The sequence below is a fragment of the Bradyrhizobium manausense genome, from assembly GCF_018129685.1.
Taxonomy (GTDB): domain Bacteria; phylum Pseudomonadota; class Alphaproteobacteria; order Rhizobiales; family Xanthobacteraceae; genus Bradyrhizobium; species Bradyrhizobium manausense_D.
Window position 1 is genome coordinate 1,412,169 of the sequence record NZ_JAFCLG010000001.1, and the last position, 24,952, is coordinate 1,437,120.

Annotated in this window: 23 protein-coding genes; 8 read left to right on the forward strand and 15 right to left on the reverse strand. The window is 63.3% G+C overall.

Going from position 1 to position 24,952, the window contains the following annotated elements; all coding sequences use genetic code 11:
• Positions 1–209: 209 nt before the first annotated feature.
• Positions 210–1,259, reverse strand: coding sequence for a hydroxyacid dehydrogenase (locus JQ621_RS06850; protein WP_212233612.1), 1,050 nt, complete (start codon positions 1,257–1,259; stop codon positions 210–212).
• 239 nt (positions 1,260–1,498) lie between these two features.
• Here JQ621_RS06850 and JQ621_RS06855 point away from each other — a divergent pair, with 239 nt between their 5' ends.
• Together JQ621_RS06855 and JQ621_RS06860 are read left to right on the forward strand one after the other, a co-directional pair.
• Positions 1,499–2,065 (forward strand): thiamine pyrophosphate-binding protein, encoded by a 567-nt coding sequence (locus tag JQ621_RS06855; RefSeq protein ID WP_212233613.1) that lies wholly within the window; start codon positions 1,499–1,501, stop codon positions 2,063–2,065.
• 8 nt (positions 2,066–2,073) lie between these two features.
• Positions 2,074–2,670 carry a thiamine pyrophosphate-dependent enzyme gene (locus JQ621_RS06860; RefSeq protein ID WP_212233614.1) on the forward strand — a complete coding sequence of 199 codons (597 nt, stop codon included), beginning with the start codon at positions 2,074–2,076 and terminating at the stop codon, positions 2,668–2,670.
• A gap of 73 nt (positions 2,671–2,743) precedes the next feature.
• Here the strand turns inward: JQ621_RS06860 and JQ621_RS06865 are convergent, their stop codons facing one another.
• From JQ621_RS06865 to JQ621_RS06885, 5 genes are all read right to left on the reverse strand, one after another.
• Positions 2,744–3,127, reverse strand: coding sequence for a DUF1236 domain-containing protein (locus JQ621_RS06865; protein WP_212233615.1), 384 nt, complete (start codon positions 3,125–3,127; stop codon positions 2,744–2,746).
• 114 nt (positions 3,128–3,241) lie between these two features.
• Positions 3,242–4,129, reverse strand: a complete 888-nt coding sequence (locus JQ621_RS06870; protein WP_212233616.1) for a 2-hydroxy-3-oxopropionate reductase — start codon at positions 4,127–4,129, stop codon at positions 3,242–3,244.
• 12 nt (positions 4,130–4,141) lie between these two features.
• A complete protein-coding gene (gene hyi, locus JQ621_RS06875; RefSeq protein ID WP_212233617.1) occupies positions 4,142–4,927 on the reverse strand; it encodes a hydroxypyruvate isomerase in 786 nt (261 codons plus the stop codon).
• 11 nt (positions 4,928–4,938) lie between these two features.
• A complete protein-coding gene (gcl, locus tag JQ621_RS06880) occupies positions 4,939–6,729 on the reverse strand; it encodes a glyoxylate carboligase (RefSeq protein WP_212233618.1) in 1,791 nt (596 codons plus the stop codon).
• Between the two features lie 151 nt (positions 6,730–6,880).
• Positions 6,881–8,683: an adenine deaminase C-terminal domain-containing protein gene (locus tag JQ621_RS06885; RefSeq protein WP_212233619.1), complete on the reverse strand. Its 1,803-nt coding sequence runs from the start codon at positions 8,681–8,683 to the stop codon at positions 6,881–6,883.
• Between the two features lie 250 nt (positions 8,684–8,933).
• On the opposite strand from JQ621_RS06885, the gene JQ621_RS06890 reads away from it, so the two are divergent.
• Positions 8,934–10,148, forward strand: a complete 1,215-nt coding sequence (locus JQ621_RS06890) for a hypothetical protein (protein WP_212233620.1) — start codon at positions 8,934–8,936, stop codon at positions 10,146–10,148.
• On the opposite strand, the gene JQ621_RS06895 is transcribed toward JQ621_RS06890, so the two are convergent.
• Positions 10,126–11,001, reverse strand: coding sequence for an IclR family transcriptional regulator (locus tag JQ621_RS06895; RefSeq protein ID WP_212233827.1), 876 nt, complete (start codon positions 10,999–11,001; stop codon positions 10,126–10,128). The genes JQ621_RS06890 and JQ621_RS06895 overlap by 23 nt on opposite strands.
• 58 nt (positions 11,002–11,059) lie before the next feature.
• The gene (locus JQ621_RS06900; RefSeq protein ID WP_212233621.1) at positions 11,060–13,189 is read right to left on the reverse strand and encodes an acetate--CoA ligase family protein; all 2,130 of its coding nucleotides are present in this window, start codon (positions 13,187–13,189) and stop codon (positions 11,060–11,062) included.
• Positions 13,190–13,533: 344 nt separating this feature from the next.
• Between JQ621_RS06900 and JQ621_RS06905 the strand changes: the two genes are divergently transcribed.
• The 3 genes from JQ621_RS06905 to frc all read left to right on the forward strand — a co-directional run bounded on the left by JQ621_RS06905 (position 13,534) and on the right by frc (position 17,391).
• Positions 13,534–14,229: a GntR family transcriptional regulator gene (locus JQ621_RS06905; RefSeq protein WP_200495029.1), complete on the forward strand. Its 696-nt coding sequence runs from the start codon at positions 13,534–13,536 to the stop codon at positions 14,227–14,229.
• Positions 14,230–14,315: 86 nt separating this feature from the next.
• A complete protein-coding gene (oxc, locus tag JQ621_RS06910) occupies positions 14,316–16,049 on the forward strand; it encodes an oxalyl-CoA decarboxylase (RefSeq protein ID WP_212233622.1) in 1,734 nt (577 codons plus the stop codon).
• A gap of 64 nt (positions 16,050–16,113) precedes the next feature.
• Positions 16,114–17,391, forward strand: a complete 1,278-nt coding sequence (frc, locus tag JQ621_RS06915; RefSeq protein WP_212233623.1) for a formyl-CoA transferase — start codon at positions 16,114–16,116, stop codon at positions 17,389–17,391.
• A 297-nt stretch (positions 17,392–17,688) separates the two neighbouring features.
• Here frc and JQ621_RS06920 read toward each other — a convergent pair whose 3' ends face one another.
• From JQ621_RS06920 to JQ621_RS06940, 5 genes are all read right to left on the reverse strand, one after another.
• Entirely contained in the window at positions 17,689–17,910 is a 222-nt protein-coding gene (locus tag JQ621_RS06920; protein ID WP_212233624.1) for a hypothetical protein, read from the reverse strand.
• 180 nt (positions 17,911–18,090) lie between these two features.
• Positions 18,091–19,203: an alpha/beta hydrolase family protein gene (locus tag JQ621_RS06925; RefSeq protein WP_212233625.1), complete on the reverse strand. Its 1,113-nt coding sequence runs from the start codon at positions 19,201–19,203 to the stop codon at positions 18,091–18,093.
• Between the two features lie 43 nt (positions 19,204–19,246).
• On the reverse strand, positions 19,247–20,059 hold the full coding sequence (locus JQ621_RS06930) for an alpha/beta hydrolase family protein (protein WP_312015390.1): 813 nt from the start codon (positions 20,057–20,059) through the stop codon (positions 19,247–19,249).
• A gap of 259 nt (positions 20,060–20,318) precedes the next feature.
• Positions 20,319–20,567 carry a helix-turn-helix domain-containing protein gene (locus JQ621_RS06935; protein WP_212233627.1) on the reverse strand — a complete coding sequence of 83 codons (249 nt, stop codon included), beginning with the start codon at positions 20,565–20,567 and terminating at the stop codon, positions 20,319–20,321.
• Between the two features lie 5 nt (positions 20,568–20,572).
• A complete protein-coding gene (locus JQ621_RS06940) occupies positions 20,573–21,139 on the reverse strand; it encodes a hypothetical protein (protein WP_212233628.1) in 567 nt (188 codons plus the stop codon).
• 138 nt (positions 21,140–21,277) lie between these two features.
• Here JQ621_RS06940 and JQ621_RS06945 point away from each other — a divergent pair, with 138 nt between their 5' ends.
• Positions 21,278–21,715, forward strand: a complete 438-nt coding sequence (locus tag JQ621_RS06945; RefSeq protein ID WP_212233629.1) for a DUF2147 domain-containing protein — start codon at positions 21,278–21,280, stop codon at positions 21,713–21,715.
• Between the two features lie 155 nt (positions 21,716–21,870).
• On the opposite strand, the gene JQ621_RS06950 is transcribed toward JQ621_RS06945, so the two are convergent.
• Positions 21,871–22,137, reverse strand: coding sequence for a DUF3551 domain-containing protein (locus JQ621_RS06950; RefSeq protein ID WP_212233630.1), 267 nt, complete (start codon positions 22,135–22,137; stop codon positions 21,871–21,873).
• Positions 22,138–22,444: 307 nt separating this feature from the next.
• Between JQ621_RS06950 and JQ621_RS06955 the strand changes: the two genes are divergently transcribed.
• Positions 22,445–22,888, forward strand: coding sequence for an SRPBCC family protein (locus JQ621_RS06955; RefSeq protein WP_212233631.1), 444 nt, complete (start codon positions 22,445–22,447; stop codon positions 22,886–22,888).
• Positions 22,889–22,917: 29 nt separating this feature from the next.
• On the opposite strand, the gene JQ621_RS06960 is transcribed toward JQ621_RS06955, so the two are convergent.
• Positions 22,918–24,837, reverse strand: a complete 1,920-nt coding sequence (locus tag JQ621_RS06960; RefSeq protein ID WP_212233632.1) for a hypothetical protein — start codon at positions 24,835–24,837, stop codon at positions 22,918–22,920.
• Between the last annotated feature and the right edge of the window lie 115 nt (positions 24,838–24,952).

Consider the following 24,952-nt stretch of genomic DNA (forward strand, 5'->3'; position numbering starts at 1 on the left):
CCGCACTCTAATCCCATTTTGTCCAGCTGCGGGAGGGAGATTGTTGACGCGGATCAACTCAGCGCGGATTCCCTGACGCAGGTTCGTTGGCTGCGCCGCTTGGGCTCTTCTGAACCGTCACGGCAGAGCCGCCCAGCTTTTGTGCGCAGATGGCACAAGAGCGCGCCACTCAAGCCCAAGTGGACCATGGCGATATTGAGATCGTCCGCCTAACCCGGCGTCACGCCAAAAGCCTGTTTGAAGCGTTCGGCATAAACGGGCCAGACCTCGGGATTGATCATGCGCGGCGGGCGCTTGCCGTCGAGCGTCTCCAGCACCTGCTCGGCGGCAATGCGGCCCATGTTCTGCCGTGCCTCGACCGTCACGCCCGCGGTGTGCGGGCTTGCCAGCACGTTGTCGAATTGCAGCAGCGGGTGCTCCGGCGGCGGCGGTTCCTTGGACCAGACGTCGAGGCCAGCACCGGCAATGCGTCTGTCGCGCAACGCCTCCAGTAGCGCGTCCTCGTCGTGGATGAAGCCGCGCGCCGTGGTGATGAAATAGGCGTGCGGCTGCATCAGGCCGAATTCGCGCACGCTGATCATGTTGCGGCTGCCCTTGTTAAGCGGACAGGAGATCGAGACAAAATCGGCCCGGCGCAACAACTCGTCGAGCTCGACCTTCTCGCCGCCACGTTCGGCCATCACCTCCATCGAGAGATAGGGGTCGTAGGCCAGCACCTTCATGCCGAACAGGCCCCTGCACAGCGCTGCAATGCGGCGGCCGACATTGCCGAGGCCAATGATGCCGACTGTCTTGTGCTCGATCTCGTTGCCGACGAGGTCGTTCCGGTTGACGTTGGCCTCCCGGCGCAGTTTACGGTCGGACTGGATGATGCGCTTTGACAGGGTCAGCATCATCGCCAGCGCGTGCTCCGCCACCGAATGCGCATTGCCCCCGGACTGGTTGACGACCAGCACGCCTGCATCCGTGCAGGCTTCAACGTCGACGGGATCAAACCCGGCGCCGTTGCTGGAAACCAGCAGCAGGTTCGGCGTGCGCTTCAGGAAGGCGGCATCGACATGGAAATGCGGGGCCAGTTCGTCGCGAGCGGCGCCAATCTGGTAGACATGGGCTGCGCTCAGGATCGGGGCGTAGAAATCCTCGGGGCTCTCGTTCTCGATGCGGTCGAGCCGGACGTCGGGCCGCGCCTTCAGGATATCCACATAGATCGGGTTGGCGAGGTATTTTACGTAGAAGACGCGCTTGCTGTTGACCGACATCAGGACCCTTCCGGCTCTCTCCTGGAGACCCGCAAGGTCAGCGCAATCCGCGCCCCGTCCGTGCGTCCCTCCTGTTTTCTCATTATCCCGCTTATGACATGGCGGTGCCGGCCATGGCAGGCCGTCTGGCGCAGATCACGTGCCGGCCCGGACATGTTGACAATCCCACCCGCTCCGTCAAGTTTCGGCAGACCGCCGCGACAAGACCAAGAAACCTGCGCGGCACGAGGGAGAACGCGATGGCGATTGCGGAGCAGCAGACCTCGTCCCAGGCGGGACAGGCGGCTGGCGACGGAAGCTGGCACGGCATCGTGCTGCAGACTCTGAAGCGGAACGAGATCAGCCTCGTCCCTTATGTGCCCGACCGCGTGCTGACGCCGCTGATCAGGAACTTGCACGCCGATCCCTTCTTCACGACCTTCGCGACTGCCCGCGAGGAAGAGGCCGTCGGCATCGTCTCAGGCGCCTGGATGGGCGGACGCCGCGGTGCGGTCCTGATGCAGACGTCGGGCTTTGCGACGCTCGCCAACACGCTCGCCTCGCTTGCGGTGCCCTACCAGATCCCGCTGATCATGTTCGTCTCCGAGCGCGGCACGCTCGGCGAGTTCAATTACGGCCAGTCGCTGGTCTGCCGCACCATGCGCCCGGTGCTGGATTCGCTGGCGCTGGAGCATCACACCATCACGCGGCTGGACGAGCTCGAATTCATCGCCGACCGCTCGATCAAGCAGGCCGTCACAACGCAGGCGCCAGTGGCGCTGATCCTCAATCCGCTGCTCACGGGCGGCAAGGTTTTCGACAAGTGAGTCCGGCCATGGATGCGCGCAACACCAAGGTGATGAACCGGTTCGACGTGACGCAGCGCCTGATCGCGAAGCTCAAGCATGAAGAAGCTGTCGTCGGCGGCATCGGCAACACCAATTTCGATCTCTGGGCTGCCGGCCACCGCCCGCAAAACTTCTACATGCTGGGCAGCATGGGCCTCGCTTTTCCGATCGCGCTCGGCGTGGCGCTGGCGCAGCCTGACCGCCGCGTCTTCGCGCTCGAGGGCGATGGCTCGCTGCTGATGCAGCTTGGCGCGCTATCGACGATAGCGACCTTGAAGCCGAAGAACCTCATCATGATCGTGATGGACAACGGCATCTACCAGATCACCGGCGCGCAACCGACCCCGGCCGCGGGGGTCGCCGATCTCGTCGCGATCGCCCTGGGCTCGGGGCTCACCAACAGCGCCTGGGCCGCAGACGAGGAGGATTTCGAGCGCCTGATCGACCAGGCCATGTCGGTGGACGAGCCGAGCCTCATCGCGCTGCGCATCGACGATAAGCCGGGCGTCGGCACCACGCGCAGAGATCCCGTGCAAATCCGCGAGCGCTTCATGCACGGGCTCGGCGTGCGCGAGCCGCTTTAGGCTTTCGTCATCACGGCAACGCCCCGCGGAGCGTCGCTCCGCGGGGTCCGATATTTGAGCGCTTCTGGGGCGATCAATCGATTATCTTGATCACCCGGCGCGTACGCGGCTCGACGATCACGCGGCGATCGTTGACGACCGCATAGCGATACTGGGTGTAGTTCGGGACCGGACGCAGCACCACGGTGTCAGGCAGCGGTTCGCCGACCACGACGCGCTCGTGAACCACGACGGAGTCGTCGCGCGGGATGCCGCCGAGAATCGCATTCGGAATTTCCAGACCCGCGCCGACCGCCGCACCGACGGTGCCGCCGACCATCGCGCCGACAGGGCCTCCGATATCGCCGCCCGCACGCGCGCCGTTCGCGGCGCCCTCGGCAGTGGTCGACTGAGCAAAGGCTGCACTCGACGCCAGCAGCGACGCGGCAACCAACGAAATCGCAAGACGGGTTTTCATGTCCTGATGTCTCCAGTGATTGTTGTGCGCCATCAACCGCGGGGCCGGAGCATTGTTCCGGTTCCCGCGTGATGAAACGCACATCAACACTGGCGACTGTTACCGCGTAACAGTTCAACCCGCTGCGATCTCGTGCCCCGCCATCAATTCCAGCGCCCGCACCATCGCCGAGTGATCCCAGCCCTTGCCGCCATGCGCAGTGCAGGACGAGAACAATTGCTGCGCCACCGCCGTACTCGGCAGCGACACACCGAGCGCGCGCGCGCCTTCGAGCGCGAGATTGAGATCCTTCTGGTGCAGCTCGATGCGGAAGCCGGGATCGAAGTTGCGCTTCACCATGCGCTCGCCATGCACCTCGAGAATCCGCGAAGACGCAAAGCCGCCCATCAGCGCCTTGCGCACCAGCGCAGGGTCGGCGCCGGCCTTGGATGCGAACAGCAGCGCCTCGCCGACCGCCTCGATGGTCAGCGCGACGATGATCTGGTTGGCGACCTTCGTCGTCTGGCCGTCGCCATTGGCACCGACATGCGTGATGTTTTTGCCCATCTTGTCGAACACCGGCTTCATGGTGCCAAAGGCCCGCTCGGGACCACCGACCATGATGGTGAGGCTCGCAGCCTTGGCGCCGACCTCGCCACCCGACACCGGCGCATCGAGATAGTCCGCGCCGAGTGCCTCGATCTTTTTGGCGAACTCCTTGGTCGCCAGCGGCGAGATCGAACTCATGTCGGCCACGATCTTGCCCGTGGAGATTCCACTTGCGACGCCGTCCTTGCCGAACAACACGGCTTCGACATGCGGCGTATCCGGCACCATGATGATGACGGCGTCCGCCTCCTCCGCCACTTCCTTCGCAGACTTGCAGGCGACGCCGCCCGCCGCGATCAGATCCGGCGCGACCGGCGCGACGTCATGCAGGAAAACGCGATGGCCCGCGGCCAGAAGATGGCCGGCCATCGGCCGTCCCATGGTGCCAAGTCCGATAAAGCCGATGTCGATCATGTCAAGGTATCCTCAGGTCTCGAAAGTCTGCGCGGCGTGCCAAGACAGGCCTTCCAGGGTCGTGGTGCGCGGCTTGTATTCGCAGCCGATCCAGCCGCGATATCCGATCGCGTCGAGATGACGGAACAGGAAGGGATAGTTGATCTCGCCAGTGCCCGGCTCATGCCGGCCTGGATTGTCGGCAAGCTGGATGTGAGCGATCTCAGGCAGATATTCCTGCATGGTGCGGGCAAGATCGCCCTCCATGATCTGCATGTGGTAGATGTCGTATTGCACGAACAGATTGTTCGACCGCACCTCGGAGATGAGCTGGATCGCCTGCTCGGTGCCGTTGAGGAAGAAACCGGGAATGTCGAGCGTGTTGATCGGTTCGACCAAGAGCTTGATGTTCTCGCGCGCCAGCGTCGAAGCGGCGAAGCGCAAATTGCCGACCAGCGTTTCCTGCAGCTCGCGCGGATCGGCATCCGCAGGCGCGATTCCGACGAGGCAGTTGAGCTGGTCGCAATCGAGCGCCTTGGCATAGTCAATGGCGCGGAACACGCCATCGCGGAATTCGGCAGCGCGACCGGGCATGATCGCGATGCCGCGCTCGCCGGCACCCCAGTTGCCGGCGGGCAGGTTGTGCAACACTTGCGTCAATCCGTGGGCCTCGAGCTGCTCGCGCAATTGCGCCTTGTCGAAATCATAGGGGAAAAGATATTCGACCCCGGAAAAGCCTGCCGCTTTCGCCGCAGCGAAGCGGTCGATGAAGGGCATCTCGTTGAAGAGCATGGTGAGGTTGGCGGCGAATTTCGGCATGTAGCGTTCCTCTATTCTGCCGGCTGAAACACGCCGGGCTTGATGGTCCCGACCTCGTCGATGGCTAAGTCCAGCACCTCCTCGAACTCGACGATGTTGTCGATCTCGGTGCCCATCGCGATGTTGGTGACGCGTTCGAGGATGAACTCGACGACGACGGGCACGCGATGCTTCTTCATCAGTTCGCGCGCCGTGGCGAACGCCGCTTGCGTGTCCTTCGGATCAGTGACGCGGATCGCCTTGCAGCCGAGGCCTTCGGCGACCGCGACGTGGTCGACGCCGTAAGCGCCGATCTCGGGCGCGTTGATGTTCTCGAACGAGAGCTGGACGTGATAGTCCATCTCGAAGCCGCGCTGGGCCTGCCGGATCAACCCGAGATAGGAATTGTTCACGACGACGTGGATGTAAGGCAGATTGAATTGCGCCCCGACCGCGAGCTCCTCGATCAGGAACTGGAAGTCGTAGTCCCCCGACAGCGCGACGATGTCGCGATCCGGACACGCTGCACGCACGCCGAGCGCGGCGGGCAACGTCCAGCCGAGCGGCCCCGCCTGCCCTGCATTGATCCAGTTGCGCGGCTTGTAAACGCCGAGGAACTGCGCACCCGCGATCTGCGACAGGCCAATCACGGTGACATAGGTGGTGTCACGGCCGAAAGCCTTGTTCATTTCCTCGTAGACGCGCTGCGGCTTGATCGGGACATTGTCGAAATGGCTCTTGCGCAGCATGCTCTTCTTGCGATCGCGGCAGGCCGCGGGCCACGCCTGGCGCTCGCGGAGCCTGCCGGAACGTCGCCACTCCCTGGCGACGGTGACGAAGAGTTCGAGTGCGGCCTTCGCGTCCGACACGATGCCGAGATCGGGATTGAACACGCGGCCAATCTGGGTCGGCTCGATGTCGACATGCACGAAGGTGCGGCCCTTGGTGTAGGTCTCGACCGAGCCGGTGTGGCGGTTGGCCCAGCGATTGCCGATTCCGAGCACGAAGTCCGACTCCAGCATCGTTGCGTTGCCATAGCGGTGGCTGGTCTGGAGGCCAACCATGCCGGCCATCAGCACGTGATCGTCGGGAATCGCACCCCACCCCATCAACGTCGGCACGACAGGGACATTTGCGATCTCGGCGAACTCGACCAGGAGATCCGAAGCATCCGCATTGATGATGCCGCCGCCTGCGACGATCAGCGGCCGCTCGGCGGCATTGAGCATCTCCAGCGCTTTCTCGACCTGTTTTCGCGAGGCGGTCGGCTTGTAGACCGGGAGCGGCTCATAGGTCTCGTCGTCGAACTCGATCTCGGCAAGCTGCACGTCGAGGGGCATGTCGATCAGCACCGGCCCCGGCCGGCCCGAGCGCATGACGTGAAAGGCCTGGCTGAACACGCGCGGCACCAGCGCCGGTTCGCGCACCGTCACTGCCCACTTCGTCACGGGCTTCGCGATCGACTCGATGTCGACGGCCTGGAAATCCTCCTTGTACAGCCGCGCGCGCGGCGCTTGGCCGGTGATGCAGAGGATTGGAATGGAATCGGCGATCGCCGAATAGAGGCCGGTGATCATGTCGGTGCCCGCCGGCCCCGAGGTGCCGATACAGACGCCGGTATTGCCGGCCTTGGCCCGGGTATAGCCCTCGGCCATGTGCGAGGCGCCCTCGACATGGCGCGCCAGAATGTGGCGGATCGAACCGCGCTTCTTCAGCGCCGAGTAGAGCGGATTGATCGCAGCCCCGGGAACACCGAAGGCCGTCGAGATGCCTTCCTTCTCAAGGATACGCACGGCCGCATCGACAGCTCGCATCTTCGCCATTTCGGACCTCGCTCGGTTAAGTCAGCGAGCGAGATCATCGGGTGCGCGGGAGGCGATCTCAACGAAGCAGATTTTATTTTCCACGATGTGGCAGCCATGGGAAAACCGTGGCCGTCTCAAGCGGTTAGATCAAGATATTTGTGAAACAGGATCACTCGAACAGCGGCGCCAGTTCCATCTGCGGCACCAGCACAAGGCCCTTGTCGGTGATGCGAATTTCCGGAATGACCGATAGCGGAATCAGATTGAAGCCCATGTAGGGGATGGTGCAGCCGGCTTCGGTCCACTCTTTCTTCAGCACCTTGACCTCTTCGGCCACCTCGGTCACTCGCTTGTCCGAGAGCAGGCCCGCAATCGGCAGCGGAACCAGCGCCCTCACCCTGCCGTCGGCGACGACGCAGACGCCACCCTGCTGTTCCCTGATGGCCGAGATCGCCACCTGCATGTCATCCTCGTTGGTACCTGCGACGATGATGTTGTGACTGTCGTGACCGACGCTGGAGGCAACCGCGCCGCGCTTGAGGCCAAAATCCTTGAGGAGACCATAGGCGATATTGCCAGCCGACTTGCCGTGGCGTTCGACAACGGTGACGAAGCACAGGCCATAGCGCGCGAACAGCTGCGGCCAGTCCTTGGCTGGCTCGATCGCGACCTTCTCATGGATCAGCGTGATGCCGGGCAGCGCGGTCTTGATCGCGTTGACGGTGCAGGCCTTGGCCGGAAGCTCCGGCGTCAGCTTCAATTTCTCCGGCAGCTTAACGGTCACATAAGCGGCCTTCGGATATTGGTAGCGCTGTGACAATGCCTGATCGAGGCGCGGCGTGATCTTGCCGCGTTCGACGACCAGCTCGCCGCCATACCACGTGCATTGCGGCTTGAGCTGATCGTCCATCAGCACGAGATCGGCGCGGCGGCCGCCGCCGAGCCCGCCGATGTCGCCTTCCATGCCGAACCGCGTCGCGCCATGCAGCGACCCCATCGACCAGGCCTGCTCCGGCGACATCCCCGCCTTCACCGCCTCGCGCACCACCCAGTCGAGGCCGAACAGAAGCAAATCATCGGCGTCGCGGTCGTCGGTGCACACCGCGGTGCGCTTGTGCGAGGCGCCGAGCTCGGTGATCGTCCGGATCGCCTGTGGCAGGGAGTGCCATGGCGTGGTCGGCGGGCCACCACGCAGAAATACCCAGACGCCGGCATCGAGCAGATCGTCGGCGATGTCGCGATCGATCGCCTCATGGGTGTCGGTCACGCCACTCGCCGCATAAGCGGCGACGAATTCCCGGCCATAGACATGGCCGGAGACCGGCCGCCCCCGCTTCAAGGCCGCGGCAAGGATCGCATGGCTGCGCTCGTCGCCCATGGTCACAGGCACGAAATCCATCTTCTCGCCGAGCGCGACGGCCTCCGGCCAGCGGTCGAACAGGCCGGCGATCTTGTCGGGTGTGAGATCCCCGCCCGCGGTCTCCAGTGCGGCCGAGGTTGCCGGCACGGTCGACGGCACCGTCAGGAAGATCGACAGCGGCGCCTCGCGCGCGTCCTCCAGCATCGCCTCGACGCCGGCGACGTCCATGACATTGCCGATCTCGTGGCTGTCGCAGAAGATTGTGGTGGTGCCGTTGAGCAGCGCGGCCTCCGCGTAGGCGCAGGCCGTCACCATCGAGGATTCGATATGGATGTGCGGGTCGACAAGCCCCGGGGCGACGATGCCGCCGGCGGCGTCATAAACCGCAACGTCGCTCCACACCTTCCTGGCCGCCCCGGCCGGCTTTACCGCGGCGAGGCGGCCGCCGGTGATCCAGACCTCTCGCCCGGGGTGGATGCGTTCCGAATAGGTCGAAAGCACCCGCGCACCCGTGATGACGAGGTCGGGCGCGACGCGCGCCGAGGCGACATCGGCGAGACGGCGGGTCATCATGTGCAGCGGCGCGACGGCAAAACGGGTGAGTTTGGTCATCGGAACTCCCGGCGGACTTGGATCGTCCGGCGATGGTTGCGCCCCGACGCGAGTGAGGCAACTCAATTAAAGCGGCACTTCTGCTCAGGCGTTGGGCATGATGGGCAAATGGCGTTTTGCCGGCGGGCTGGGTGCCTCCCCAGCCCACCCATTGCCGCCAGAGCATAGCACAACCCCGCTGGCACCGCCTTCGTGCATCGCATACAGCTTCGAATGAACTTCCCTCCGACGGCCGCGACCAACCCAGGCCATGCTCAGACTCCTCGCACTCCCGATCGAACTGCTCCGGATCGCCTTCTATGCGCTGCAAGGTCTTATCGACGCACTGCGGGGACAGAACCGGCTCAGCCAGGAATTCAGCGTCCTCGTCAACGCGCCGCGCGATGCCGTCTGGCGGATCAGCACCGCCGACCACCTCGTGCTCGAAGGGCCGCCCTTGCTCGAGCTGTCACGCGAACCCGTTCCGGACAGCGATGGCCTGTGGCTGACGCGCATCCTCGTCAGCGGACAGCCCCGGGGCCAGACCGTCAGCCGCGAACTCATGCGTGACGAGGTCCAGGGTGTCATCATTTCTGAGGTGGTGGCCCACGAACTGTCCGTGCCGCCGGAGGGCGGCCGCAACGCCAAGTCCCGATTCAAGATCGAGGTAGCCGCGCAGGGCACGACGCTCACGATGTCGAGCGAACTGACGGCACGTGCTTTCCGTGACCGCATCATCTATCCGCTCGCCCTGCGGCGGATGGCGACCCTGATCAAGCAGAAATGCGAAGCGGAGGTTGGCACGCATAGCCGCATCGCCGGACTTGCCAATCACGGGCTGGTTCTCTCGGTGCTGGCACTCTTAAGCTTCTGCTATCTGTTCGGTTGGCGTGAGGGACTGTTGCTCGCGATCGTCGTCGCCATTCACGAAGCCGGCCATGTCGCGGCGATGCTGATGGCCGGCGTCGGTGTCCGCGGTATCTACCTCATCCCCTTCTTCGGCGGCGCCGCCGTTCCGAAAACCGCCTATCGCACCGAAGGCCGCCTCGGCTTCATCGCCCTGATGGGACCGGGCTTCAGTCTGATTCCGACACTCGCGCTCTTTATGATGTATCGATCGATCGGAGGCGCCGATCTGCTTCAGGCCGTGCAGATGTTCGCCATCATCAACGCCGCCAATTTGCTGCCGATCTATCCGCTCGACGGCGGATTGATCCTCAATGCGTTGATCGGTTCGGTCAGCCGGAGCTTCGCACAGATCGTTGGATGGATCGGAGTTCTCGCCGGCCTCGGTCTCGGGCTCTACTTCCAGTCATTCCTGATTGGCGTTCCATTCCTGCTGTTCGCGCTTCAGCGCTATCTCTCGAACAGCCAAGTCCTTCAGCTCGAACGGCTGTCCGCCGCCGGAGGGCTCGCGCTCGCCTCCGCCTCGACCGCAACCTTCGTTCTCTATGTTTACGTGATCAGGGCTGGCTGGGCGATTTGACCGGATCGTTCTCGGCGACCTTCGGTGTGATGCCGCCGAGCGCTGCCGTCAGCTCAGCCGCCACCTCTCGCACCATTCGGCCAACTTCCGGCAATCGGTCATCGGTGATGCGGCTGGTCATGCCCGATATCGAGATCGCCGCGAGCGGCTCGGCGAGCGCGTTGTAGACCACCGCCGCGACGCAGCGGAGGCCGATCTGCGCCTCCTCGTCGTCAACAGCAAAGCCCTGCTTGCGGACCGTCGCGAGCTCCTTGAAGAGATCGCTCGGCCGCACGATGGACTTTTCCGTGAGCCTGGGCATGCCGTGATGACGGATCACGGCGCCGACATCCTCGTCGGAATAGGTCGCCAGCACGGCCTTGCCGACACCTGAGGTCACCATCGCGACGCGACCGCCGACCTTGGTCAGCGAGCGCATGATCTCGCGGCTCTCCATGCGAGTGAGAACAATGATGAACTCGTCGTCGACGACTGCAAGATTTGCAGTCTCGCGGGTGAGATCGCGCAGCTTGCGCAAATAGGGAATCGCTTGTGCGGTAAAATTGCGCCGCCGAGCAAAGCTCGCGCCCACGGTGAAGCTGCGCACGCCGACATGCCATTTGGATTCGGCGCGGTCGAACTGCACGAAGCGGCGGCTTTCCAGCGTTGCCAGCAGGCGATGCACGGTGGAGGCCGATAGTCCCGTCCGAACGGCTAGGTCGCTGAGGCGATAGCCTTCGTCGTCCTCTGCGAGCGTTTCCAGAATCGATAGCGCGCGGTCGACGGACTGCACGCCACCATCACGGGCCTCGGGCTCGGTCTCCGATGGAGACCGAGGTTCGAGCGATTTGCGCCGGATCACGTTCTTGCCCATCGCGAACCTGATCGTTCTCACCTCTCCCCGAGCGCGGGGAGAGGCGAAAGTCTTCGTCTCAGAGCAGGCCCGCGCCGCGCGCCCACTTGTACTTGGCACCGAGCACCTCGACCGGAAGCTCGGTCGAGTACGCATAGGCCGGAATGCCGTTCTGGTAGAGATATTCGGCAGCTTCCTCGACCTCGACGTCGCCGGCCAGTGACGCCACGATCGGCTTCACGAAACCCTTGGCCTCCATCTCCTTCTTCACCTCGACCATGTTGCGGGCGAACACCATCGGCGGCGTCACGATGGTGTGCCAGTAGCCGAGGATCAGCGAGTGGATACGCTCGTCCGACAGGCCGAGCTTCACCGTGTTGACATAGGTGATCGGCGGCTCGCCGCCGGTGATATCCACGGGATTTCCGGCCGCACCGAACGGCGGGATGAACTTGCGGAAGGCCGCATCGAGATCCGGCGGCATGGACATCAGTGACAGGCCGTTGTCGACGCAGGAATCCGACAGCAGCACGCCAGAGCCACCTGCACCAGTGATGATCAGCACGTTCTCACCCTTCGGGGTCGGCAGCACCGGCACGCCGCGGGCGAATTCGAGCAGCTGACGGAGACTGCGGGCGCGGATCACGCCGGACTGGGCCAGGACATCCTCGTAGATCTTGTCGTTACCGGCGAGCGCGCCGGTGTGCGACGAGGCTGCCTTCGCGCCTGCCGAGGTGCGGCCGGCCTTGAGCACGATGACCGGCTTCTTCTTGGAGACGCGCTTGGCGGCTTCCGCGAAGGCGCGACCGTCCTTGAGGTCTTCGCAGTGCTGCGCGATCAGGTTGGTGTTCGGATCCTGCTCGAAGAAGGCGAGCAGATCGTCCTCGTCGATATCGGACTTGTTGCCGAGGCCGACGATCGCCGACACGCCCATCTTCGCCGAGCGCGAGAAGCCGATGATCGCCATGCCGATGCCGCCCGACTGCGACGACAGCGCGGCGTGGCCCTTCACGTCGTAGGCGGTGCAGAAGGTCGCGCAGAGATTGGCGGGCGTATAATAGAAGCCATAGATGTTCGGCCCCATCAGGCGGATGTCGTACTTCTTGCCGACCTCGACGATCTCGGCCTGCAGCTCGGGCGCGCCAGCTTCAGCGAAGCCCGACGGGATCAGCACCGCGCCCGGGATCTTCTTCTCGCCGCATTCGGTCAGCGCAGCGGCGACGAACTTCGCGGGAATCGCGAACACGGCCGTGTCGATCACACCAGGCACGTCCTTGACGCTCTTGTAGGCCTTGTAGCCGAGGATCTCGGAAGCTTTGGGATGGATCGGATAGATCTCGCCCTTGTAGCCGCCGTTGATGAGATTCTTCATCACCGAGTTGCCGATCTTGCCGTCCTCGGCGGAGGCGCCGACCACGGCGACCGCCTTCGGCTGCATGATGCGGCTCATGGCGGCGACGATCTCTTCGGTCGGACGCGGCTTCGGCTTGGGCTTGTAGGCGAAGTCGACGACGATGCGCACGTCGGCGGCAATCGCGTCCTTGGCGGTAGCAAAGACAGGGTTGAGGTCGAGTTCGACGATCTCAGGGAAATCGGTGACGAGCTGCGAGACCTTGACGATGACGTCGGCCAGCGCCGTGCGGTTCACCGCCTCTCCGCCGCGGACGCCCTTCAAAATCTCATGCGCCTGGATGCCGTCGAGCATCGACAGCGCGTCTTCCTTGGTCGCGGGCGCGAGGCGGAAGGTGATGTCTTTGAGCACTTCGACGAGCACGCCACCGAGACCGAACGCCACCAGCTTGCCGAACGAGCCGTCGGTGATCGAGCCGACGATGACTTCGGTGCCGCCGGCCAGCATCTGCTGCACCTGGATACCCTCGATCTTGGCATCGGCCTTGTACTTCTTGGCGTTGCCGAGGATGGTTTCGTAGGCCTTCTCGGCATCCTGGGCCGTCTTGACGCCGACGATGACGCCGCCGGCCTCGGTCTTGTGGAGAATGTCCGGCGAGACGATCTTCATCACGACCGGGAAGCCCATCGCGGACGCCATCTTGCCAGCCTCGCCGGCCGACTTCGCCACGCCCTCTTTCGGCACCGGAATGCCGTAGGCGTCGCAGACCACCTTGCCTTCCGGCGCGGTCAGGCTGGTGCGGCTGTCGGCCTTGACTTGGTCAAGGACCTTGCGGACGACGTCTTTGGAATTGGACATGAGCTTCTCCCTTGACCTTCAGTTCTTGCTTTGCAGAGCGCGCATGATGCGGCTGCCGTGATACTCGCCATCGCCGCGCTCTGTTCCGTATGGCGGAACGGGGCGGCGAAATGCCTTGATTACCTCGCCAGCTTGGATCAAAAATGGCTAGCGATGGCATTTGGTATGCCAGAAGCCAACTTGTCAAGTCAGAGCACGGCCCATAACGCCGCAAAAAATCGACAGCTTGACATTCTGGCATTTGGTATGCCAAAAACTTTCCAGTCAATATTCCTGTAAAAGACGACTCCCACTGGAGGAGAATCGTCGTGTCACTGCGGAAACCAACCAAGGCATTGCCGAACATGGCCGAGGCAGACATCGCAATCGTTCGTATTGCCCCGGAGAGTAGCTTCAAGAACAAGGCGTATGACGCCTTGAAGGAAGCCATCCTCAAGATGGACATCTATTCGACGCCCGAGCCGGTCATGCTGGACGAGCGCGCATTGTCCGAGCGTCTGGGTGTCAGCCGCACGCCGATCCGCGAAGCCATCGCGATGCTCGAGCAGGACGGTTTTGTGAAAACGGTTCCGCGCCGCGGCATCATGGTGGTGCGCCGGACCAAGAGCGAGATCGTCGACATGATCCGCGCCTGGGCGGCGCTGGAGAGCATGGCGGCACGCCTCATCACCACGACCGCGCGCAAGAAGGACATCACCGCGCTGCGCGACTATTTCAAGGACTTCGGCAAGGACCGCCTGCCCGAGGATCACGTCGAGGAATATTCCCGCGCCAACATTGCCTTCCATCAGGCGCTGATCTCGCTGTCGGAGTCCCCGGTGCTGGTCGATCTCACCAACGACCTCTTGCTGCATGTGCGCGGCTATCGCCAGTTGACCATCGGACGCAAGGACCGCACCGCGACGTCCCTGCCCGAGCACCTCGCTATGATCGAAGCACTCGAAGCGCGCGACACCGAGCTCGCCGAGAAGCGCGCCCGCGACCACACCCTTGGCCTTGCCGCTTACGTCGAAGCGCATGGCCAAGAACTGTTCACGTAACTGTTCACGTAACTCTTCACCTAGCAACACTCATCAGAAGGGCGAACCATTCGCCCCGCGACCTTGAGACCAGGGAGACAAGGCCCATGCTGAACACCGCGACCAAGTCCGAAGCACCGGGCACCGAGCAGGACCTGACGGATGGCTTCCATCTCGTCATCGACGCGCTCAAGCTGAACGGCATCAACACCATCTATAATGTGCCGGGCATCCCGATCACGGATTTGGGCCGCATGGCGCAGGCTGCCGGCATTCGCGTGATCTCCTTCCGCCACGAGCAGAACGCGGGCTATGCCGCGGGCATCGCCGGCTATCTCACCAAGAAGCCCGGCGTCTGCCTGACGGTGTCAGCGCCCGGCTTCCTCAACGGTCTCACCGCGCTCGCCCACGCCACCACCAACTGCTACCCGATGATCCTGGTCTCGGGCTCCTCCGAGCGCGAGATCGTCGACCTCCAGCAGGGTGACTATGAAGAGATGGACCAACTCGCGATTGCAAAGCCGCTGTCCAAGGCGGCCTATCGCGTGCTGCACGCCCAGGACATCGGCATCGCCTTTGCCCGCGCCATCCGCGCCGCGGTCTCGGGCCGTCCGGGCGGTGTCTATCTCGACCTGCCGGCAAAGCTGTTCGGCCAGGTGATGAATGCCGAGGCCGGGGCGAAGTCGCTGGTCAAGGTGATCGACGCCGCGCCCGCGCAGATCCCCTCGCCTGCTTCGGTGAAGCGCGCGCTCGACGTGCTCAAGGCCGCAAAGCGTCCGCTCATCATCCTCGGCAAGGGTGCGGCCTACGCGCAGGCTGATGAAGAGATCAAGACCTTCGTCGAGAAGAGCGGCGTGCCGTTCCTCCCGATGAGCATGGCCAAGGGCCTGCTCCCCGACTCGCATCCGCAATGCGCCGGAGCTGCGCGTTCAACGGTGCTGAAGGACTCCGACGTCGTCATGCTGATCGGCGCGCGGCTGAACTGGCTGCTCTCGCACGGCAAGGGCAAGACCTGGGGCGATCAGCCCAAGAAGTTCATCCAGGTCGACATCGAGCCGAAGGAAATGGACTCCAACGTCGAGATCGTCGCACCCGTCGTCGGCGACATCGGCTCGGTGGTCTCCGCCTTCAACCAGGCGATGGGCTCCGGCTGGACCGCCCCGCCGGCCGAATGGACCAGGGCCATCGCGACCAAGCGCGACGAGAACGTCGCCAAGATGGCGCCGAAGCTGATGAACAACAAGTCGCCGATGGATTATCACGGCGCGCTCGGCGTGCTGAAGAACGTGATCAAGGATCACCCCGAGGCGATCCTCGTGAACGAGGGCGCCAACACGCTCGACCTCGCCCGCGGCGTGATCGACATGTATCGCCCTCGCAAGCGCCTCGACGTCGGCACCTGGGGCGTGATGGGTATCGGCATGGGCCAGGCGATCGCGGCGGCGATCGAGACGGGTCACCCCGTGCTGGCCGTTGAAGGCGACTCGGCGTTCGGTTTCTCCGGCATGGAGGTCGAGACCATCTGCCGCTACAATTTGCCGATCTGCGTCGTCATCTTCAACAATGACGGCATCTATCGCGGCACCGACGTCAACAGCGTCAATGCCGATCCGGCGACGACGGTGTTCGTCAAGGGCGCGCGCTACGACAAGATGATGGAAGCCTTCGGCGGCGTCGGCGTGAACGCGACCTCGCCGGACGAGCTCAAGCGCGCCGTCGTCGAGGCCATGGCCTCGCGCAAGCCGACGCTCATCAACGCGGTGATCGATCCGGCGGCGGGCTCGGAGAGCGGCCGCATCGGCAACCTCAATCCGCAGAGCGTTCTGCAGAAGAAGAAGTAAGTCCCCCCTCAACCCTAATTCCCTGCCGGGTGCAGGGGCAGACACAGAGTACGGAGCATACAAGATGACCAAAGCGCTCGAGGGCGTTCGCATTCTCGACTTCACCCACGTCCAGTCGGGACCGACCTGCACGCAGCTGCTGGCATGGTTCGGCGCCGATGTGATCAAAGTGGAACGCCCCGGCGTGGGTGATATCACCCGCGGCCAGCTGCAGGATATCCCGAACGTGGACAGCCTGTACTTCACCATGCTCAACCACAACAAGCGCTCGATCACGCTCGACACCAAGAACCCCAAGGGCAAGGAAGTCCTCACCGAGCTGATCAAGAAGTGCGACGTCCTGGTCGAGAATTTCGGCCCCGGCGTGCTCGACCGCATGGGTTTCCCCTGGGAGAAGATCCAGGCGATCAACCCGAAGATGATCGTCGCGTCGATAAAGGGTTTTGGCCCCGGACCGTACGAAGACTGCAAGGTCTATGAGAACGTCGCGCAGTGCACCGGCGGCGCCGCCTCCACCACCGGCTTCCGCGACGGCCTGCCGCTCGTCACCGGCGCGCAGATCGGCGATTCCGGCACCGGCCTGCACCTCGCCCTCGGCATCGTCACCGCGCTCTATCAGCGCACCCATTCGGGCAAGGGCCAGCGCGTCACGGCCGCGATGCAGGACGGCGTGCTCAACCTCGCCCGCGTCAAGCTGCGCGACCAGCAGCGCCTCGCCCATGGTCCGCTCAAGGAGTACAGCCAGTTCGGCGAAGGCATTCCGTTCGGCGATGCCGTGCCGCGCGCCGGCAACGACTCGGGCGGTGGACAGCCCGGCCGCATCCTGAAGTGCAAAGGCTGGGAGACCGATCCCAACGCCTACATCTACTTCATCACCCAGGCCCCGGTGTGGGAGAAGATCTGCGACGTGATCGGCGAGCCGACCTGGAAGACCGACCCGAACTACGCCAAGCCGGCGGCCCGCCTGCCACGGCTGAACGAGATCTTCGCGCGCATCGAACAGTGGACGATGACGAAGACCAAGTTCGAGGCGATGGAAATCCTCAACAAGGACGACATCCCCTGCGGCCCGATCCTGTCGATGAAGGAGCTTGCCGAAGACCAGTCGCTGCGCGCGACCGGCACCGTGGTCGAGGTCGATCACCCCACCCGCGGCAAGTACCTCTCGGTCGGCAACCCGATCAAGCTGTCGGACTCCCCGAGCGACGTGCAGCGCTCGCCGCTGCTCGGCGAGCACACCGACGAGATCCTGCGCAGCGTGCTCGGCTTCAGCGACCACCAGGTCGCCGAGATCCACAAGTCAGGCGCGCTCGACCCGCCGCAGAAGCAGGCCGCCGAGTAAGCGAGATCACGACACGTGAGACGAAAGGGCCGCCCATCGAGGCGGCCCTTTTCGCGTCCGAGAGGCCGCAGGGTCGGAGACCACAACCGGCCACGCGAAAACAACCCCATGCACAGTAGCCAACCTGTTGGCGCCTGGCGCGATTTCGTATTTTTAGAAATTCTTCTTGATCCGTCGGGCAAAACAGGGGTAAGATGCCACGATCCGAAAGAGCAAACGGCATAGATCGAATGTGCAACCTGGAATCGAAGAGGCAACCCATGTCCGGTAGCCTCTTCGTTTCAGGCGCGGCCTTCATCAGAGGTAATTGCGCTTGCAGGCCTGGATGTTCTTGTCCCGGCCCGGATAGTCGGCGCCGAACGCGCCCACATATTTCAGGCAATCCATATACTTCTTGTTGCCCATCCAACCGTAATCCGGACCGAATACACCGGCGGATGCGGGCGAGTAGGACGCGGTCAGTGCGGCAAGCGCGACCGTAGCTGCGAACGTCGATAGAACGATACGAGAGGCTTTCATTGTCGTGCTCCTGGATTGAGGCCGCACCATTTGCGGCGTGGTCGGCACTCTGGCGGATGTGAACCGAACCGTCCGTGATCCCGTGCACACTCGAAGGGCCACCATGCCAAGCAGCTTGAGCGGCTCAGTGATTGCAATCCATGATCGCCGGGCGATGCATCATGGGCCTCTTGTGGCGCCCTACCCCGGCGCCAGCGCCTGCCCAACCGCATAGAGCGAGCAGACTTTCCAGGCCGCCACGCATTGGCGCATCGCCTCGCTCTTGGCATCGTCGGCCGTTCGCTGAGCGGCGGTCACCGATGAACAATGACCGTCGCGATTCCAGGCATAGGCCTTGGCGTCGGTCCACGCTTTCACATAGGCATCGAAATAGCCTTTGCACGTTGCGTTGAGCAGCGTCGGCGCCGGAATGGCTGCGGGCGGTGGCAGTTCGACCAGCACCGACGTCGGCAGGCGCAACTGGTTCAGAAAACTCGCGACGACCGGCCACCAGATGTCGGCAGGGCCCATCGGCACCATGGCATGCCCGTCGACGCCGAAGGGCGGCAAGATCTGGAATTGCGCTGGCGCACCTGAGGCGGCGTAAGCATCGAACATGCCACGGCCCAACGCCGGCGGCGCGCTGCGATCATTCTCCGAATAAATCCACAGCGCCGGAATTCGCGCCGTCCGGCCAAAGATGCCGGCGTCCGCGACGAGATGATCGGGGCTGCAGGTGCGGCCGGGGACAGAACCGTGAGCCGCCTCGAAATTGAGAACACCGACGACGCCGACAGGATTTTCCGCAGCCGCAGCCGTCACCGCAAAGCCGCCGGTGGAATGCCCCATCAGCAGCACCCGATCGGGCTCGACCCACGGTTCACCGCGGAGCGCTGCGAGCGCGCCGGTCACGTCTTCGGCCGCGATCCGCGCGACGGCGAGATAGTCGCGATCGTCGCAAGACCCAGACAGCGTCTCGGCAAATGGTCCATCCGAGCGACCAAAGCCCCGGCGCATGATCGATGCGACGGCATAACCACGTTGAGCGAACGCGACAGCCGGATTGAGCAGGCTGGCCGGCGTTTCCCGCGCCAGCGCGGCGCGAAGAGCGTCCCCGGTCCCAGCAATCGTCCCGTGAACCAGCACGACCAGCGGAAACCGCCCGGGCCGATCCGGCCGCAGGATCATGGTCTCGAGCTTGACCTGGCTGCCATCGGCGAGCGTGATCGGCAGCATCTGATCCTCCCGAACGAGACCAGGCAGCGCCGGATCGGCTGACACCGGCGCCAGCAAAAGCACAAGCAAGCAGATCACGCAGCCAAGTCGCCTCATCGTTGCCTCTGCGCGAACGCGATGCTCACTGACCCCCGCCAGCGAGTTGCTCGCCAAAAAACCTCACCACCGCCGCGTTGAATTCGCGGTGAAAGCTCGCCCTGTCGAACCCCACCGGCGTGTCGGTGCAGATGCGCGGGATCGCGGCGGCCTGCTCGGGCGCGCACGGTGCAAGGAAGGCGAAGTGGCCGGCCGGAACGACATGCATGTCCGGCTTGCCTTCCAGCCACCCGGCGACGCGCGCCACGGGCGAACCGTCGCCCACGCCAGGACCGCCGAATTGCGACCGCCAGAACTGGAAGGGGATCTTGATCGCGGTGACATTCTTCCGGGTCAGAACCGCCGGAGCGGGGTCGACGATCACCGCCGTGCTGATCCGAGCATCCTGCGGTGGGTCAGGCGGTGTCTCGCCGTTGTGGAGCTGGGCGCACGCTCCGGTCGTCTCCTTGCAGTTTGCGGCGAGCCAGGTGAAATCCGGCTTGGTCCCCATCAGCGCCAGGCCGGTATAGCCACCAAGCGAGAAACCGAAGAAGCCGACCTTGGCCGGATCGATCACTGCCCTGTCCTTCCAGTCCTTCAGCATGAAGTCGAGCAGGCGCACCACGTCCGCCGGACGCGATCCCCAGACCGACAGCGTATCGCGTCGCGACGAATCGTTGGCGGTGTCGCCGGGGTGATTGATGGCGGCGACGATGAAGCCTGCATCGGCCAGCGCCTCTTCGGTGTCGTGGTTCGCGCCGAACCACGCGCCCCTTCCATGCGAGAAGATCACCAGTGGCAGCTTTGCGCCCGTCACCGGACAATCCTTAGCACCGTTCAGGTCGAATTCGGCGCCCACTGAAAGAGTGCCAAGCGCCACATGCGTCGGCTCCGCCGCGCAAGGGTACCAGATCGCGCCTGACAGGGCCGGATCGGAGTCGAGGAGCTGAATGCCCGCAGCCCTGGCAGGTGCGCCAAGGCAGCAAAGCGCGATGGCGAAAGCCCAAACCGTCTTGCGCAACGGAATCCCTCCTGATTTCGCGCAGGAGTTGAGCGGGCAACGATAGCGGAATTGTGGCTCCGTCCGGCTCGCCGCGCGCGCCCCGAGATTCACGAGTTCAGCTTCCCTCGCCCGCATCGCGATCGCTTCCCTCCTCGCCCGCGACATATTCGAGGATATCCGCGGGCTGGCAGTCGAGCTCGCGGCAGATCGCGGCGAGAGTCGAGAAGCGCATCGCTCTCGCCTTGCCCGTCTTCAGGATCGACAGGTTCTGGATCGAAATGCCGATGGCGTCAGCGAGGTCCCCGAGGCGGCGCTTGCGCTTCGCGAGCATGACATCGAGGTTCACGACGATCGGCACCGGCATTCACCTCAGATCGTCAATTCGTGTTCGGACTGCAGCAGGATGGCGTGATCGATGACGAACTTCAGCGCCATCAGGAACACCCCGCCTGCGATCGTTCCGATGTCCAGATTGTAGGACGGCACGAAGAACTTGATGTCGCCGATCTCATGCAAGGCATAAGCCACCGCGTTGGTGGTGATCAAATCTATGAACGGCCAAATGACCAGAATGATTCCCATCCACCACACGCCCTGGAGCGTCTCGGACACGAAGATCCGCCCGCGGGCGAATCGATGCACCATGCGATGAAGGATGCCGATCAGCACGGCAAAGAACGATAGCTGAAACGAAAACAACGTCCAGAACAGCAGCTGCCCGTGGCGCGACATGTCGAGCGGGTTGGCGACGATGCCCGCGCATTTCGCCTGCTCGGGACTAAGGCTGGCCGCAATCGACGCGGAGGCCGTCGTGTTGGCGCGATAGGCGAGCCAAATCACCACCGGGAATACCGCCCAGATCATCCAGAACGCAAGATCGAGGCGCCGAAACCAGCGCTGTCGGGCCTCGCGGACCGAAATCCCCACCGCAATCATCTCCAGGCACTCCGCAATGTAAGGGGCATCCACGGGAGCCAGTATGCCCGTTCCATCGGCTTGACTCAACCTTAAGCGCGATATATTGATCGTTTATCATGAAATAATTCATGATAGTTCATTTGATATGGAGCCCCCATGCGTTCCACCCTCGTCCGGCACGTGCTCGCAGCCCTGTTGACCATCTCGCCGCTTGGAGATGCCAAAGCCGCAACGGCCAGCGACCCGGGCGGCGTCTGGCTGACCCAGTCCGGCGATGCAAAGATCAAGGTGAGCCGCTGCGGCAACGCGCTGTGCGGCCGCGTGGTCTGGCTGAAAGAGCCGCTCGACAAGAAGACGGGCAAGCCGCAACTCGACGATCATAATGCCGATCCGGCGCTGCGCGGCCGCAAGATCATCGGCATCTCCCTCTTCATCGACATGCACACGGCCGGCGCGAACAAATGGTCGGGCCGGATCTACAATGCCGATGACGGCAAGACCTATGTGAGCACGGTGACGTTGCTGCCGTCGGGCCATCTCAATGTACAGGGCTGCATGGGATCGTTATGCGCCGGTGAAGACTGGACACGTTGAGGTCCCGATCGGCCGACAGAGGCCGCCGGCTCCGGCGGCCCTTTCCAAAGCGCGATGGAGTCAGGTTCGATCGGCGTCCGGGATCACCTCTCCCCGACGGGAAGAGGTGATCTGAGCTCTCGGTTCGCATCGATTCAACCAAAACACATCATGCTTTAGCTCACTCCGCCCTGGCGTCGTCGCGAGTGGCGGCCAGACGGTCCCTGCCAGTAAGGGTTCTCCAGACACATGGCAGAGAGCCCCGAAGCCGTCGCCCGGCATTGATCCATCGAATTGTAGCTGCAGTCGAAGATGACGAGGCCGCGCTGGTGCCACGACTGAAGGCACACCTGATAACGTGGATCGTAGCGCTGAGCCGTGGCCGGGACCGCTCCGAGGATCGCTGTCGTACCTGCCAGGATCATCAAGCATAGCATGCGCATCTTGTGGCCTTCCGTTGACGCGATCGTTGCATTCACCGTGATGACGGAGCGCCCTCAGCCATACGGATCTGTTCCCGAACCGTCGATGCCAAGCGTGTCCTGCCCTTGTAACCGCGCAGGGCCGTCCAGGTAAAGGTCGTGATGTTGACCTGCCTCAAGCCACGGTGAAGACCTGCGGACACCGGGAACAGGCGCGGTGAGAAATCAGCGATCCCTTGTCGGATCGGCACTGCTTCGTTCGTCCTCGGGCCATGAATGGGCAATCAACGTCGACTCGAGGCCCATCAACTCATGAAGGATAACGATCATGCCCGGCACCGTCCGCCTGCACCGCGTTCTCACGACCAGCCCCGAGAAAATCTATCGCGCTTTCCTGGAAGCGGACGCGATGGCGAAGTGGCTGCCGCCGGACGGCTTCACCTGTACCGTGCATCATCTGGAGCCGAAGGTCGGGGGCACGTTCAGGATGTCGTTCCGCAACTTCACGACAGGCAACGGCCATAGCTTCGGCGGCGAATATCTCGAGCTCGTTCCCGGCGAGCGTCTCCGCTACACCGACAAGTTCGACGATCCGAACCTGCCGGGCGAAATCCAGGTGATCGTGACGCTGAAGAAGGTCCTTGTCGGTACCGAGGTCGAGATCACGCAGTCCGGCGTTCCGGACGCAATCCCGGTCGAGGCCTGCTATCTCGGCTGGCAGCAATCGCTGCGCAATCTGGCGCGGCTAGTTGAACCGGAGATCAACCAGTAGCCTGTGGGACGCAGGCTTCCGCAGCCGGCCTATCCTTTGCTCAGGGTCTCAAACCACCTGAAAAGGTCTGGCCGGCTGTTTCTTAACCACTCGGGATCGCCGAGGTAGAGTGCAAACGCTTCCGGAAAGAACTCGTCCTTTGGATTCGAAGCCGCGTACCAGGTCACAGGTTGGCTTGCTTTCGTCCTGACGAGGCTGGCAAACGCCTCCTTCGTGCCCGGCATGGCTGCAATCATGTGACCGAACTCATGGGCAAAAACCCAGAACGTATCGGCCACAACTGCGCGCTGCCCCTCAGCACCTCCAACGAAAAACGCCTCTGAGTTGAGACTCAAGGAGTCGAAGATCAGGATCATGCGGTCGTTGCCGTGCAGGAGTGCCAGACCGGCTTCGCCGCGGTTGTTGATTGCGAACTTGGTCGAAGTGACGCCGATCAATTCGACCGCGATCTTCTGGCGCGCCATCTGCACACCCTTGAGCTTTGCCACGAGACGATCGCTCATCTTCTCCAAGGTCACTTCCAGCATCTGCAACTCGGACGGCGCGAAATCCTTCAGGTTCTCGAGTTGCTGCGCGCTGTATTGAAACAACCGTCCGAGCTGTCCCTGGGCCGCCGAAGGCGTCAGGATGTCGATGCCATAATTTTCCTTGAACCAAGCCGACGTTGCGCTTCGCGTCTGGATTTCCGCAGTGACGCTGTTCAGCAACTCCGCAGGTGTCGCACCCCTGGGTGTGATGGCGGGGTACCGCTTTTTCAACCAGGCCATCATCGCAGGAATGTCGGCCGAATTGGCCGGGAAGCCGTTCACCTCGCGCACATCGCCGGGCTTTCCGAGAGTCAGACCTTTTCGATCCTCCCCGATCCGCTGCACGGTGACATTGTTACCCGCACCGAAACGCAGGGTCAACAAAGCACGCTTGTCGGTATTCGGAACGGGAACGATGGCGTCGATTTCGGCGTCGCGCGTGCGGTTGTCGAAATACTGCAAGACCGCATATTTCGCCGGAAGCTGCTCCTCGGCGGGAAGCTCGGCAATCCCCGTGATCGCCCCCAACCTGTCCTGCTCGCGAGTTTCAGCCTGTAACGTTTCGATCCGAAAGTCCGCAACGTCCCGCGCATTGTACCCCGCCGGCAATTCCGACGTCGCGGGGGCTCTGTCGCCGAGAAACATGATGCGTAGGCTCGTGATGGGCCCCGCAGGAACCTTCGTGCCGGTGACGAAAAAGCTGGCCGATCGGACCACGTCGCCCTCGACGCGGCGCACGGTCAGGATCTGATCGAAGCTGGGATTGGCACTCGTGCCAATCCAGCCCAGAACGCTCTTGATCTCGTCGGGATGCTCCGCCGAATATCTGGCAATGCTGTTGCTCTGGGGAAATCCCAAGTAAGAATAGGTCGATGGCATGCGCGGAATGGTCCCGGCTGCCGGCGAGGGAATTACGACGGGTTTGGCACCGGGCCCTTCAGCGATGAAGCGAGCTTCGACCCTGTCCTTGTCTCGCCCACCCGATCGCGGGCTGAAAACGATCTGATAGGCAATGTCGGTTGCCGGCTGCTTCGCGGGCCGCTTGCCAATCAGCGCAACGATCCTGGTTTCTGCCGTGACGGAATCGGGCTTCATCCGCCAGATCGTGGCCAGCACGGCATCGCGCTCCTCCGGATCGGCCTGGATGCGGGAGTCGACCAACACTTCAAAGGCTCCCGCTACCTTCTGCTCCCAATAGCTTGCGCTGGCCCAACGGGCGATGTCGCGCGCGTCGAGAACGATTCCCTTGGTCTGGTAGGTCGAATGCTCCTGCGGATTCGTGCTGCCGGCCGGCTCCGCAATCGCATCGGCAGTGCCGATCATGGCCGCGAGCGCGGCCATGGCTGCGCTCGCAAGGTGCTTTATTTGCATCGAGGAAATCCCGAACGACTTGAAATGCGAGAAGCGGCGGCGTGCCATCATGCGCGCGGGACCCCTGCACCGCCGCGCAGCCGCGCGGGTTAACCCCCTCGCGGCGCGACACGTCACCTCCACCATATTTCTTATGACGAACCGTGGGAGCCGCAGACGAAATCAG

What these genes read in the sequence shown, in the direction of transcription:
- JQ621_RS06920 (WP_212233624.1), bottom strand. Translation starts at nt 17,910, where the DNA reads ATGAAAGCCTCTCGTATCGTTCTATCGACGTTCGCAGCTACGGTCGCG.
- JQ621_RS06945 (WP_212233629.1), top strand. Translation starts at nt 21,278, where the DNA reads ATGCGTTCCACCCTCGTCCGGCACGTGCTCGCAGCCCTGTTGACCATC.
- JQ621_RS06855 (WP_212233613.1), top strand. Translation starts at nt 1,499, where the DNA reads ATGGCGATTGCGGAGCAGCAGACCTCGTCCCAGGCGGGACAGGCGGCT.
- JQ621_RS06885 (WP_212233619.1), bottom strand. Translation starts at nt 8,683, where the DNA reads ATGACCAAACTCACCCGTTTTGCCGTCGCGCCGCTGCACATGATGACC.
- oxc (WP_212233622.1), top strand. Translation starts at nt 14,316, where the DNA reads ATGCTGAACACCGCGACCAAGTCCGAAGCACCGGGCACCGAGCAGGAC.
- JQ621_RS06865 (WP_212233615.1), bottom strand. Translation starts at nt 3,127, where the DNA reads ATGAAAACCCGTCTTGCGATTTCGTTGGTTGCCGCGTCGCTGCTGGCG.
- JQ621_RS06850 (WP_212233612.1), bottom strand. Translation starts at nt 1,259, where the DNA reads ATGTCGGTCAACAGCAAGCGCGTCTTCTACGTAAAATACCTCGCCAAC.
- JQ621_RS06950 (WP_212233630.1), bottom strand. Translation starts at nt 22,137, where the DNA reads ATGCGCATGCTATGCTTGATGATCCTGGCAGGTACGACAGCGATCCTC.
- JQ621_RS06890 (WP_212233620.1), top strand. Translation starts at nt 8,934, where the DNA reads ATGCTCAGACTCCTCGCACTCCCGATCGAACTGCTCCGGATCGCCTTC.
- JQ621_RS06940 (WP_212233628.1), bottom strand. Translation starts at nt 21,139, where the DNA reads ATGATTGCGGTGGGGATTTCGGTCCGCGAGGCCCGACAGCGCTGGTTT.
- JQ621_RS06960 (WP_212233632.1), bottom strand. Translation starts at nt 24,837, where the DNA reads ATGATGGCACGCCGCCGCTTCTCGCATTTCAAGTCGTTCGGGATTTCC.
- gcl (WP_212233618.1), bottom strand. Translation starts at nt 6,729, where the DNA reads ATGGCGAAGATGCGAGCTGTCGATGCGGCCGTGCGTATCCTTGAGAAG.
- frc (WP_212233623.1), top strand. Translation starts at nt 16,114, where the DNA reads ATGACCAAAGCGCTCGAGGGCGTTCGCATTCTCGACTTCACCCACGTC.
- JQ621_RS06955 (WP_212233631.1), top strand. Translation starts at nt 22,445, where the DNA reads ATGCCCGGCACCGTCCGCCTGCACCGCGTTCTCACGACCAGCCCCGAG.
- JQ621_RS06860 (WP_212233614.1), top strand. Translation starts at nt 2,074, where the DNA reads ATGGATGCGCGCAACACCAAGGTGATGAACCGGTTCGACGTGACGCAG.
- JQ621_RS06900 (WP_212233621.1), bottom strand. Translation starts at nt 13,189, where the DNA reads ATGTCCAATTCCAAAGACGTCGTCCGCAAGGTCCTTGACCAAGTCAAG.
- hyi (WP_212233617.1), bottom strand. Translation starts at nt 4,927, where the DNA reads ATGCCGAAATTCGCCGCCAACCTCACCATGCTCTTCAACGAGATGCCC.
- JQ621_RS06935 (WP_212233627.1), bottom strand. Translation starts at nt 20,567, where the DNA reads ATGCCGGTGCCGATCGTCGTGAACCTCGATGTCATGCTCGCGAAGCGC.
- JQ621_RS06895 (WP_212233827.1), bottom strand. Translation starts at nt 11,001, where the DNA reads ATGGGCAAGAACGTGATCCGGCGCAAATCGCTCGAACCTCGGTCTCCA.
- JQ621_RS06905 (WP_200495029.1), top strand. Translation starts at nt 13,534, where the DNA reads ATGGCCGAGGCAGACATCGCAATCGTTCGTATTGCCCCGGAGAGTAGC.
- JQ621_RS06870 (WP_212233616.1), bottom strand. Translation starts at nt 4,129, where the DNA reads ATGATCGACATCGGCTTTATCGGACTTGGCACCATGGGACGGCCGATG.